A 13,051-nucleotide genomic window follows, 5' to 3' on the forward strand; every position below is an offset into this window, starting at 1 on the left:
AACCATGAAATATATATATTCTACCCTGTTCAGTGCCACTTTATTATTCAGCGCTGCAGGCATACAGGCACAGGTGACCAGTAAATCTTCAACAGCTTCTCAGGAGAAAACCGTGGCACCTGCGCCAGCTACAGAAGGCGAAGCACCGAAAACGGAACCCATGGCCTTCGATAAGTTTTTTAAAAAAAATATGACAGTTACAGCGGGGGAGTTTCCTGTTTACCAGGATGGCTCAAAATACTTCCTGGAAGTACCGGAATCTGCTTTAAATTCAGACCTTTTAATCATTGGTGATATTGCCCGCGGATATGGAAGTAACATCGCCCAATCTTCCGGGGTGATCCGTTTAAGTAAAGGTACGGGTAATAACATCAATGTAACTAAAGCGGTTTATAAAGAAGCGGCTTCGCCCGATTTTAACCAGGGTATTGAAGCGCTGGTTCAAAAATCTAATCTTGTTCCTGTTAGTTTTGTCATGCCGATAGAGGCTCTTGGCAAAACAAAAGGTAGTTACATCCTCAACATCACCAGGCATTTGCTGGAAAGTGGTGAGCTGTTTTCTTTTAAAGAAGTAGTTAGTCTTAACAACTCTGATGCAGCGCGTTCCGGTGTGCAAAAAGTAAGGGCTTCGCAAAATGGGGTCGTATTCAGCGTATTACGTACTCAAACTACGCCAGGACAAAGTTACAATGGCAGCAAAGCGGTAGACAAAGCCGTTGCTTTTGTGCTGGATCTGGTCATCCAGCGTTTGCCTGCTGCGCAAATGAAGGTTCGGGAAGCAGATTCCAGAATAGGTTTTGGAACGGTCAATTACAACGATTTCGGCAAAAATATTTATGGCGTAAGAAATGTAAAAGTAATTACAAAATGGAACATTGGTGTAAAAGCCGCTGATCAGAGGCGTTATTTTGCAGGTGAACTGGTAGTTCCGGAAAAGCAAATTAAGGTACTTATTGATCCTGCAACCCCTGCACTGTTTGTGCCATATATCAAAAAAGCTGTACAGCAATGGAACAGTGCTTTTAGTGCCGCAGGATTTAAGGATGTTCTGGTTGTGGCTACAGATGAAAGCGATAGCTGGTTGTCCTCGGGTAAGATTCTCATCAAATGGGGGAATGCACTCAAAGGAGTGGTAACCAATGCCGTTACAGACCCGCGTACCGGGGAGATTCTTGCTGCAAAAATGAATATTGATGCAATCGTCTCTGACGATTTGCTGCCTTCTTATTTTGCCAAATGTGGTTTTAAAGATCCACGGGTTATGAAAAACTTATATAATCCTGCAGTGAGGGGAGAAATGATGGAATGGAAGGTGGCACAAGGCCTGGCTGAACTTCTTGGTATGGTGCCTAATTTTCGAGGCAGTGCGGCCTATACACCTAAACAACTCAGGTCTGGGGCCTGGTTAAAAGACCATGGTTTCACATCATCAATTACAGATGACCTGCAATTTAATTATGTCGTACAGCCGGAAGATCAGGTGGACATTTCTGACCTGATGCCTCGTGTTGGTGCATATGATAAAATGGCAATTGGCTGGGCATACCGCGTATTCGCAAATTCTGCTGCCGAAAAGAAAATGCTGGCATCGCTCAAATTATCAAATGCCGAACTGCTGTATCTGGAAGAAAATAAAAGCGACCCTTTGACCAGCAAAGGAGATTTGTCGTCTGACTTGTTGGCAGCTTCTGAGCTGGGTATGAAAAACATTCAGCTTTACTACCCGCAAATGGAGAAGCTCACTGCAGCAATGGACGATAAAGATGAAGATTGGTCAAATTTTAAGGCGCTTTCTAAAGCTTTTCAAATCAGCTACCAATTATACACAGATCATGTAGTGGGATATATTGGCGGATTGTCCATGCGTCCGTTGCTTAAGGGTTATAACGACATTGGCGTAGTGTATACACCAAAAAAAGATCAGCAAAAGGCGATGGCCTTGTTAAATCAGTGGTTTTTTAATGGTGCCCCTTCCTGGATGCAAAGTAAAAGGCTAAATCAACTGAATTCAGAATCTGAATCTGCAAAGATGGGTAGAAGTACACAGGATGCCCTGAAGAAATTTATTACGCCTGAAGTACTGAACAACCTGATCCAGGCTGAATATGCATTGGGCAAGGAAGCTTATACCGTAACCGACCTTTTCAACGACATAGATCATTACATCTTTAAAGATTTTAGTACCACAGTGCCTGTGGATGATTATCGGATGCTGATGCAAACCAATTTTGTATATGATCTTGCTACAGCAGTAGCGAAAAATAACATCACGGGTGGGTTGACTGATTCCAACGAAGTACTTCATCTTTACTTTATAAGAACGATGGAGCAGATTGGAATGCTGGGAGCGCAACATCAGGATGCTTCGGCACGTGAGCATTACAAAGTAATGAGAGAAAAAATTCAACGGAATATGAACCAGAAAACGAACTAGAACTGATGAAAAGATTTAGCATATTGATGATGTTCATGATGGCGACAGCCGTTTATGCACAAAATAGAAGTATCAATTTTACCACCGCATCTTTACAGGAAGCTTTTAAGCTGGCCAAGGAACAGCATAAAATGATTTTTACGGATTGTTATACGGTATGGTGCGGGCCTTGTAAAGGAATGGATAAACTGGTTTTTACGCAAGACAGTGTGGCCGACTTTTTCAATAGTCAGTTTATCAACGTAAAAATGGATATGGAAAAAGGAGAGGGTCCTGGGGCAATAAAAACCTATGAGGTAGGTGCATTTCCGACCTACCTGTTGTTTGACGAGAATGGAAAGCAGATTTACAAATTCGTTGGGGGCATGTCTGCGGCCGAATTTATGGCTAAAATCCGTCTGGGCATCAATCCAAAGAATGAAGAAGTGACAAGAGAAGCGCGTTATGCGGCTGGCGATCGTGACCACGCGCTGCTAAGGACACTCATCAAGCAGAAGTTTAAGCAAAAGGAAGCAAAGACCGGCACAGCCATTGCCAAAGAATATTTTACCCTCCTGAAGCCCCAGGAAAGGTTGCTTCAGGAAAATTGGTTCTTATTTGGTGAAAGCTACGATTCCAGGTACATGTCGGCAATTGGAAGTGTCAATTTTAATTACCTGCTTACCCATTATAAAGAATTTGTTGCTTCGAACGGAAAGGATATTGTAGAAGATAAAATCTATGGTACCTTCAAAAGTCTTGCAAGTGATTGTCTGGCTGGCTACTATTTTAAAGGTCACCCTTACCAAAAAGAAGAATTTGAAGGCTATAAGATAGAGGTCAATAGAAGCAAATTTCCAGACAAGATACAGTTGCTGGCACTGATAGACATCGCTATAGCTGCAGGTGAACAAGATGTTAAGGAGGCAGGTAAACTTCTTGCAGATCATGTAGACAAGTTTACCGAGAAAAATAAAAAGGTGGTATTCGATTACACCAACTTTTGTGCAACTAAAGATCGCAGCTATCCTTACATAAAGGAGATCTCTGAGAAGGTATCCAAAACCTCTACAAATCAATTTCTAATTAAGCATTTAGAGGACTATGTGAAAAGATTGGCCGTTTCAAAACCTGCAATAAATGAATAAGTTCCTCTTTTTTTTATATTTACTTCTGCCACTTGCCACCCTTGGTCAACTGGCAGACTATAAAGCTGCTGAAAGGTTTGATGCCCCCAACCTGCAAAAACTGGTTGGATCTACGCAGATCGTCCCATTCTTTCTGAAGAAAAGTAATAAGTTCTGGTTTAGGGCAAACGGCCCGGCTTCCAGTGCGAAACAATTGAACGAAAATGGGCGAGTTAAGGCGCTGGCTGAACAAAATGCGGAAGGTTATGATGTCGTTACTGTAGCTTTAGTAAGCTCCACTCCAAAGTCTTTAACCAGTTTCGAATTAAACAAAAACAACTATTACCTTGTTGATCCGGATAAGAAGCAAAAAATCGAACTGTTTGATAAGGTTGCCATTTCCCGTAAATTGCAGGTACTAACAAAAGGCCAGCCCAGCCGCACGTCGGTCACATATGATCCCAGTTTTTCAGATGATGAGCAAACGGTACAGGTAGCGTATAACGGCGAAAGATACGATTACAACTACACTACAAAAACGCTGGTAAAGCAGGGGAAAAAGGCCGTCCAGAAAAAAACCGTATACTACATGGGGAATACCTCCCCGGATAAAAAATGGTTGCTGTATGCCAGGCAGCATAACCTGTACATCAAAAGCATTTCAGGAGATACTACTGAGCACTTATTAACTAATGACGGTGCAGAATACCATTCTTTTTCAATTAATAATTTGGATGAGTTTGCCAGTGGAAATAGCGCAACAGATGCTGTTTGGACGCCAAATTCAAAGCTGTTTTATGTATTACGCAAAGATACCCGGAAAGTGAAAACGTTGACCGTGGTTAGTTCGGCTGGTAATTTCAACAGGCCCAATGCCACGAGTTATAAATATGAACTTCCCGGCGACAAAGATGTTGCACAATATGATTTTTACGTCGGTAATGCGGCGGCGCATACTTTAAAAAAGGTAAATATCGATCGCTGGCCAGATCAGGAAGTGGAGGTACTGCGCAACCAAACGAGCAATGAGGAAGTATTCATCCTGCGCAAAAAAAGGAGTCGCGATGAGATAGAACTTTGTGCAGTAGACTTAAATACAGGCGTATTGAGCGTAGTGATCAATGAGGTGAGCAAGCCTTTCATCAATACCGACCTCTTCAATGTAAGCCTAAACAATGGCGTTAGAGACATTCTCTGGTGGAGTGACCGCAGCGGATGGGGGCATTACTATCATTATGACCGCAATGGAAAGTTGTTAAACACCGTTACTAAGGGCGACTGGACCGCAGGTAAAATTGTGGCAACAGATTCTGTTAAGCGGTTGATCTATTTTTATGGTTACGGTAAAGAAAAAGGGCGTAATCCTAATTATGCTTTTTTATACAAAGTTGGCTTTGATGGTGGAAATCCACAGCTTTTAACCCCTGAAGACGCCACACATGCCGTTTTTATATCGCCAAATCAAAAGTATTTTGTAGACTATTACTCCAGGATAGACCTGGAGCCTACAACCATTGTACGTAATGCGGAGGGTAAATATATTGAGGAAGTGTTGAAACCTGATTTTAGTCAGTTATATGCTTATGGCTGGAAAAAGCCGGAGATGTTTACTGTAAAAGCTAAGGATGGGATAACTGAGCTTTATGGTTTGATGTGGAAGCCTTTTAACTTTGACCCCAATAAAAAATACCCGATCATTTCGCAGGTATATCCAGGCCCGTTTACGGAAACGGTCTGGACAGAATTTACGGTTTTTGATCGTTACAACAACACATCACTGGCCCAAACGGGCTTTATTGTGGTGGTAATGGGGCACCGTGGAAGCTCACCTTACCGCAATGCACAGTATTATAAATATGGGCATGGAAATCTGCGCGATTATGCCCTGGAAGATGATAAATACGGGTTAGAACAACTTGCTGCGAGATTCAATTTTATAGATTTAAATAAGGTCGGGATCTTTGGCCACTCTGGTGGAGGGATGATGTCTACCGCTGCCATATGCACTTACCCTGATTTTTATAAGGTTGCGGTTTCTTCCTCAGGGAACCACGACAATAGGATCTATAACCGCACCTGGGGCGAAACCTACCAGGGATTTGATCGGCCTGTAGCTTTGAACCAGAGCCTGGCCAAAAGCCTGAAGGGGCATTTGTTACTCGTTACTGGCGAGTCTGACCAGAATGTGAATCCGGCAAATACTTATAGAATGGCTGATGCGCTCATCAAGGCAGATAAAGACTTTGATTTACTGGTTTTACCCGGACAAAGCCATACTTATGAAGAACCGTATAAAACGTATTTTCAAAAACGACTAAGGAAATATTTTGCGACGTATTTATTGCCGTAATACTCTTTAGTATGTTCTCATTTAAGCCACCTTCGGGTGGCTTTTTTTATTATTGTTGACCGCTTTACCGAACTTTAATTTATAATTTCAACATAATTATTTAACATTGAGCTTTGTTATTCCTAAATTTACATTAGGGGAATGAATCCGGACTAAATAGGTCTGGGAGATCAAATGATACAAATCAATCGCAAAGGAAACCTTACTGACGAAAAAGAATTGCTGTTGCTGGTTTCTAATGGAAATGCAAAAGCATTTAGTCGGTTATTTCATGCCTATAGCCCCAAAGTTTATGCCTATGCCCTAAAGTTGGTCAAATCGGATACCCTTGCCGAAGAGATTGTACAGGAAGTATTTGTGAAAATCTGGAATCTGGAATCCCAGCTGACGGAAATCGAAAATTTAGATGCTTACCTGCGCGTCACTACCAGGAACCATACGCTAAAGCTGTTGCGACGGATGGCCCTGGAAATAAAAACGAGTAAAACAATGGCCGAGAATTATGACGACAGCCATAACGAAACAGAAGAATACATCATTTTTAAAGAATCGGCACAGATTTTAAATCAGGCCATCGATAAGTTACCCCCGCAACAAAAACTGGTGTATCAATTGTGCCAGCAGGAAGGTTTGAAATATGAAGAAGCGGCAGCGCGCTTAAATCTTTCAAAATTAACAGTTAAAACGCATATGCAGCATGCGCTTCGCTTTTTACGCAATTATATTGCCAATCATACCGACATTGCCACACTGGTGATTGTGCTGACTTTATTGGGCGAAAAAAAATAATTCAAATATTTTTTCATTGTCGTTACTCCGACCTTTCTTTTCAAGGGTCTATATAAGAAAGAGAGATAGCGTTTGAGCCCAATGAATACCAGAATTGAATATTTATATCAACAATATATTGACGACAACTGCACGGAAGCTGAGCGGGAAGAATTTTTTTCTTTGCTCCGTGATGAGTCTGCAGCGGGCGAATCCCTGAATGAATTGCTGGATCAGACCTGGAATCAACTGGATGTATATCAAAATTATGAGCAGGAACAAGCCGGCCGTATTTTAAACGGGATCTTAGCTGATCATCCCAAACCAATGGTAAAGCGGTTAAGCTGGCTGCCTTATGTGGCATCTGCCGCTGCGGTACTGGTATTGAGTGTTGGTATTTATTTTTATACTACATCAGGTGCGGATAAACCTGTAACTGAACTTGCCCAGGAAACCATTGCTCCGGGTAGCAATAAAGCTGTGTTGACCTTGGCCAACGGAACTGTGATTAACCTGGATGAAACCGCAAACGGAGAAATTGCGCAACAGGCAGGTATCGTAATTACGAAGACTGCAGACGGGCAACTGGTGTATGATATCAGCCAGTCTGCACAAAGTGGAAAAACGAATGATCCGGTAATCAACACGATTAGCACACCAAAAGGTGGGCAGTACCAGATCAATTTGCCTGATGGGACTAAAGTTTGGCTAAATGCGGCATCATCCTTAAAATATCCAGCTATTTTTACGGGAACGGAACGCAGGGTTGAGCTGACAGGGGAGGCGTATTTTGAAGTTACACACCATAAAGACAAGCCTTTTCGTGTAAAAAGCACAGTGAATGGTGTGAATCAGGAAATTGAGGTGCTCGGCACACATTTCAACATCAATGCTTATCCTGATGAAGAGGCTGTCCGGACAACGTTGTTGGAAGGATCTGTTCGCGTATCGTCATTGCAGGCCAGTACTAAAAACGAAGTGCTAAAGCCTGGGCAGCAGTCTGTTTTGGACAATGCCAGCAACAATATCAAAGTTGCCGAGGTGGATACAGAAGAAGCTGTGGCCTGGAAAAATGGCTTTTTCCAGTTTAATGAAGCTGATTTGCCCAGCATTACACGTCAGCTGGCCCGCTGGTATAACATAGATATCGTTTTTGAAGGAAAACCTGCAAACGACCTGTTCCATTTTAAAATTTCTAAAAATTTAAGCCTTACACAGCTGCTGAAAATATTTGAAACCAATGGTATTAACTTTAAAATAGAAGGGAGAAAGCTTATTGTAAAATCATAACCAGAGAGATTTTACCGGGGCAAAAAAAATCCGAAAGTGTTTCGACCACTTCCGGATAAAAATGTTCCAGGTAAATAAAAAATGAATTCGGATAGAACCACATTAAATTATCAACCAAATCGCAGTGAAGAACCAAATCTCTTTAATTAAAGGGAAAGGGATAACTACGACTAAACCAAACAAAAATATGAATAAAATTTTAGACACATTAAGGGTCATGAAATTAATTATATGCTTACTCATCCTCAGTTTCCAGGCAAACGCAGTCGCATTTAGCCAGAGCATCACTTTGACGGAAAAAAATGCCAGCATTGAACGTGTGATCAAAAACATAGAAAAGCAAAGTGGCTATTCTTTTTTTTACAAAATTGATTTGCTACGGAACAACCCATCCAAAATTAGCCTGAGCCTGAAAAACGTAACTGTTGACCGGGCACTGCAGGAAACTTTAAGCAATCAACCTTTAACCTTTGTAATTGTTGACAGAACGGTTATCATCAAACCGAAGGCTGGGATATTGGAAGTTAAGGATAATCCTGAAGCCAGAAAACCAGTTAAAGGGAAGGTAACAGATGGAAAGTCCCCAATCCCGGGTGTCTCAGTCAAGGTGGATGGTACCAATCTAATGGCCATCACTGACGCGGGTGGAAATTTTGTATTGAATTTAACTGCTGGTACTTACCGTTTGGTATTTAGTTCTGTGGGATATGAAAGTAGGCGCATTGAAAAGGTAATTACTGAAGATGACGATACGCAGATTAATGTGATTTTGAATCCTGCTATTGCCCAATTGCAAGAAGCTGTAGTGGTAGGTTATACCGTTAAAAAAGCCAGCGAGATTACTGGTTCTTTACAAACTTTTAGTGCACGTGAATTGGAAGGAGTAACCTCGAACAACCTGATCTCGCAGTTGAAAGGTAAAATTGCAGGTATGTATATTACTGAACCTTCGGGCGATCCGAACAAAAAAGCAACATTTGTGGTACGTGGACAGGGTACTTTGCCTATTGACGGAGCTAATGTACGGGTAACGAATAACCTGAACCCGCTGATTGTGGTAGATGGAATCATTTACTCGGATGTGATGTATCCAAGCGATATCGTGTCCTCAACAGATATCGAAACGGTAACCTTGTTGAAAGATGCGGCCTCTACAGCCATATATGGTTCAAGGGCAAGTCAGGGCGTATTGGTGATTACCACCAAACGTGGTATTGCCGGGCAGTCGCAACTGAACGTGAACAGTAGTTTTGGTGTAAGCCAAAGGTATATGGGTAAAATTAAGTTTATGAACAGCCAGGAGTTGTACGATTATCAACGTAAAATGCTCCTGAACTCTTATGCAATTAAGACAGAGAACTTAACCCAGGACGCTTATCTGGCTAAATACTTACCTCCGGCATCCGTTTTGGGAACCAATACCGATTGGAACGACGAATTGTACCGCAACGGTTTAACCAAAACGTTGGACATGTCTTTATCTGGCGGAAACGAAAGAACACGCTATTATTTTGGTGCCAACAATTATGATGAGCAAGGCCCCCTGAGAGGGAATGACCTGAAAAGAAATAGCTTTAAGCTGAACCTGGATCAGAATATCACCTCCAAACTGAGCTTTAATGCCAATTTGAGTGCAATTTTTGATAAAGGAAATGCGAGTCAGATTACTGGAACGCCAAATTTATTGCCATGGTATACACCAAACAATGAAGATGGATCGCCTAAAAAGATAATGGGAACAGACGTGTTGAATAATGTGACACAAAACCCGCTTTACGATGCACCCTACAACTCCACAATTACCAATACACAACAGGTTTTGGGTGTGTTTTCTGCGAAATATAAAGTGTTCGATTGGTTGACCCTTTCGTCTAACAATTCGTACAACACGACTTTCCTTACAACCAATGATTATAAAGATCGCCTGTCTCTAAGTGGATTAAGCAATAAAGGTAGTTTGGCGCAGCGGAAAACCAATGCTTATTCTTTTTTAACCTCTAACCTGATTACCGCACGTAAACAATTTGGTTTACATACGCTAGGTGGCCTGGGCGGTTTTGAATACAATAAAGGAGGTAGTGAATACAATGCAATTGCAGTCAGGAATTTGCCAACAGGAATTAAGGTGCCTTCGGCTGCTTCGGAAGTATGGAATACCTATTCAGGGAAGTCCTTTGCCGGTGAAAAATATGTAAGGGGTTCTTACTCGTTATTTACCGAAGGCAATTACAATTATGATGAGCGTTATTTTGCAAATGCATCCTACCGGATGGACTACTCGACCAATTTTGGTATCGACAACAGGGCCGGACATTTCTATTCCTTTAGTGGTGCCTGGCTGGCCAGTAATGAGCAGTTTTTAAAAGATAACGCCTACCTGAGCAATTTGAAAATCAGGGCCAGTTATGGTACCAGTGGAAAAATTGCAGGGGAAGATTTTCTGACTGAGAGTTTTTACAATTTCGCTTACCAATATAGCGGCGATCCTTCGGCCATCATCAACCAGCTGGGAAATCGTCAGATTACCTGGGAACGCGCACATGTATCCAACCTCGGTATAGACCTGGGCTTGTTTAAACGTGTATCGGTATCGGCTGATTTTTACCGGAAACGCACGACCGACTTATTGCAAAAGGTTGCCACATCTGCTTTATTGGGTGTGCCTAGTCAATACCAAAACATAGGTGCCATTTTAAACCACGGGGTAGAAATTGTGCTGAACAGCAAAAACCTGGTTGGTGCATTTACCTGGGAGACAGGCTTAAACTTAACCTTTAATAAAAATAAGGTAGAGAAGGTGTATGGCGGCAGGGTTCTTTTCGGCTATGCAGGCTATATATATGAAGGTGATGACATCAGCAGCGTGCATGCCTACAAATGGCTTGGCGTGGATGCTCAATCCGGTTTGCCTGAATTTGAACGTCTGGAACGAGATCCGGTAACCAATGTCATTAGCCGTAAAGTGGTCAATACCTACGATGATGTTTCTAAAGGATTGACGGGGGACGATGCCAACAGGCAGTTTCAACTGATTGGAAATACGACGCCTAAGTATTACGGTGGTTTGCAGAATACTTTTGGCTACAAAGGTGTGGAGCTGTCAATATTGTTGAACTTCGCGGCGGATTATATTGTATATAACAATTCCAGATCTGGTTATTTCTCCTCTGAAGGGAATGACCTGTTGAAAGGCAATCAGATTAAACCGAACGCTGGACAGGTAATTTGGGAAAAACCAGGAGATCCGGCTACGGAGCCGATGATTTATCGCAACCGTACGGATGGCGCCAATACGGGACAAACTTCGAGATATTGGGAAGATGGCAGCCACATCAGGGTACGTAACGTACGTTTGGGTTATTCATTACCAACACAACTCATCAGTGCGATTAAATTAAAAAGAGCCAACATTTACCTGAGCGGCGACAACCTGTTCATTTTTACAAAAAAAGGCTTTTACGGGGTGGATCCGGAAGGTGGCTTGGCGGGCGACTCAAATAACTTTGGAGTAGGTGCCGGTTATGGTGCCAGTCGTAAATATCTTTTGGGTTTACAGTTAACTTTTTAATCCTACAGACAATGAAGAAATACATATTATCTATATATATAGGTTTTGCAGCAATGGTTTTATTTGGCTGCAAAAAAGCGATCGATGAGAACATTCGTCCATTTAACGATAAAGCGGATACCGAACTGTTGACCACCATTGATGGGCTATTAACAGCAACTAATGGTAATTATACGTTATTGGTAGGTTCAGCTGGCGATACGCAGTATGATGTAAGTTGGTTTAACATGAGCGAAATGAAAGGTAACAACCTCTTTTCTGTCGTTCAGGCTTATCCACAAACCAGGAACGATGCTTATATTTTTAACAATTCGCCAAGTCAGGGTGCGACGACTAGTTTCTGGCGCATGTCTTACCGCCTGATTTTTGGTGCCAATAAGATCATTGACGCCGTAAAAGATGGTGAAGACGCGGCGCATGACCAGGTAAAAGGGGAAAACTACTTTTTGCGTGGCCTGGCTTATTTTAACCTTGTCAGGGTTTATGGTCGTCCTTATTATCAGAATAATGGCGACAATCTGGCTGTTCCGCTTTCTTTAAATTCCTTAGTAAATAAAGATTATCAGCCAAAACGAAATACCGTGAAAGAGGTATACGCACAGGTTGTTTCAGATTTGGAGAAAGCTGCGGCTTTAATGAACCAGCCCAGAACCGGTAATCCAAATAATTATGCCTCAAAAGAAGCCGCCTGGGCATTATTATCGCGTGTTTACCTGTATATGGGGGGTACTCCTGCAATTCCACAAGCCGCAAACAATACCAAAGCAGTGGAGTATGCCGATAAGGTCATCGGTTCGAATAAGTATACCCTGATTTCAGGAACAGCTTATGCCAGTGCTTTTGCGTCAGATAGTAAGACCAATAAGGAGTTTATATTCAGTTTCAGGCATGACGATGCCAATGGAAACTTTGTGAATGAGTTTTTATCGGCAAGGGATGTATTTGGAAGCCTTTATCAGGGCGAATATGCAGCATCACCCGATTACATGGCCATCCTGAAACAGAACCCTGCAGATTTAAGGATGAACTTTGTGACACTTGAGAATGACAAAAGAATTACCACGACTGATAAAACCAGGTATTCGGTAAACAAATACAATTATCAGCAGATTTTTCCTTTGGGTGGATTTGATTACAGTGCAAAAAGCAGAAGCGGGACAACCTACCTCCGTTTAGCGGAAATGTATTTGAATAAAGCTGAGGCTTTGGCTAAAGCCGGGAACAATGGCGATGCATTGACAGCCTTGAATGTGGTTAGGGTTAGGGCCAATGCACCTGCCTGGACTACCGCTACTTTGGCGACTGCAGGTTTATCTGTTTTTCAGGCGGTATTGAATGAGCGCCGATTGGAACTCGCCTGGGAAGGGCACTCTTCTTATGACTATTTCCGCAATGGCTTGCCGATGACAAGGAATTATATCGATTATTTTTTTACTGCGCCATTGACCATTCAACCCGAGGATCCACGTGTGATTTATCCATTGCCGCCAGTAGAAATTCAAATGAACCCAAACCTGGAACCAAATCCATAATCA

General features: G+C 42.2%; 7 protein-coding genes. All 7 read left to right on the top strand.

Annotation, left to right across the window (positions count from 1 at the left end; genetic code table 11):
* Positions 1-4 precede the first annotated feature (4 nt).
* The 7 genes from IM797_RS09710 to IM797_RS09740 all read left to right on the top strand — a co-directional run bounded on the left by IM797_RS09710 (position 5) and on the right by IM797_RS09740 (position 13,048).
* A complete protein-coding gene (locus tag IM797_RS09710) occupies positions 5-2,434 on the top strand; it encodes a zinc-dependent metalloprotease (RefSeq protein WP_194126917.1) in 2,430 nt (809 codons plus the stop codon).
* Between the two features lie 5 nt (positions 2,435-2,439).
* Entirely contained in the window at positions 2,440-3,561 is a 1,122-nt protein-coding gene (locus tag IM797_RS09715; protein ID WP_194126918.1) for a DUF255 domain-containing protein, read from the top strand.
* Positions 3,554-5,890, top strand: coding sequence for a DPP IV N-terminal domain-containing protein (locus IM797_RS09720; RefSeq protein WP_194126919.1), 2,337 nt, complete (start codon positions 3,554-3,556; stop codon positions 5,888-5,890). Before IM797_RS09715 ends, IM797_RS09720 begins: the two co-directional genes overlap by 8 nt.
* 174 nt (positions 5,891-6,064) lie before the next feature.
* Positions 6,065-6,679, top strand: coding sequence for an RNA polymerase sigma factor (locus tag IM797_RS09725; RefSeq protein ID WP_194126920.1), 615 nt, complete (start codon positions 6,065-6,067; stop codon positions 6,677-6,679).
* An 81-nt stretch (positions 6,680-6,760) separates the two neighbouring features.
* Complete coding sequence (locus IM797_RS09730) at positions 6,761-7,948, top strand: FecR family protein (protein WP_194126921.1); 1,188 nt, start codon at positions 6,761-6,763, stop codon at positions 7,946-7,948.
* 187 nt (positions 7,949-8,135) lie between these two features.
* Positions 8,136-11,516 carry a SusC/RagA family TonB-linked outer membrane protein gene (locus IM797_RS09735; protein WP_194126922.1) on the top strand — a complete coding sequence of 1,127 codons (3,381 nt, stop codon included), beginning with the start codon at positions 8,136-8,138 and terminating at the stop codon, positions 11,514-11,516.
* 11 nt (positions 11,517-11,527) lie between these two features.
* Positions 11,528-13,048 carry a RagB/SusD family nutrient uptake outer membrane protein gene (locus IM797_RS09740; protein ID WP_194126923.1) on the top strand — a complete coding sequence of 507 codons (1,521 nt, stop codon included), beginning with the start codon at positions 11,528-11,530 and terminating at the stop codon, positions 13,046-13,048.
* Positions 13,049-13,051 lie beyond the last annotated feature (3 nt).

The sequence above is a fragment of the Pedobacter sp. MC2016-24 genome, from assembly GCF_015223055.1.
Classification (GTDB): Bacteria; Bacteroidota; Bacteroidia; order Sphingobacteriales; family Sphingobacteriaceae; genus Pedobacter.

Excerpts from the sequence above, each read along its gene's own strand:
- IM797_RS09710 (WP_194126917.1), top strand. The coding sequence starts at position 5 with ATGAAATATATATATTCTACCCTGTTCAGTGCCACTTTATTATTCAGC.
- IM797_RS09730 (WP_194126921.1), top strand. The coding sequence starts at position 6,761 with ATGAATACCAGAATTGAATATTTATATCAACAATATATTGACGACAAC.
- IM797_RS09735 (WP_194126922.1), top strand. The coding sequence starts at position 8,136 with ATGAATAAAATTTTAGACACATTAAGGGTCATGAAATTAATTATATGC.
- IM797_RS09715 (WP_194126918.1), top strand. The coding sequence starts at position 2,440 with ATGAAAAGATTTAGCATATTGATGATGTTCATGATGGCGACAGCCGTT.
- IM797_RS09720 (WP_194126919.1), top strand. The coding sequence starts at position 3,554 with ATGAATAAGTTCCTCTTTTTTTTATATTTACTTCTGCCACTTGCCACC.
- IM797_RS09725 (WP_194126920.1), top strand. The coding sequence starts at position 6,065 with ATGATACAAATCAATCGCAAAGGAAACCTTACTGACGAAAAAGAATTG.
- IM797_RS09740 (WP_194126923.1), top strand. The coding sequence starts at position 11,528 with ATGAAGAAATACATATTATCTATATATATAGGTTTTGCAGCAATGGTT.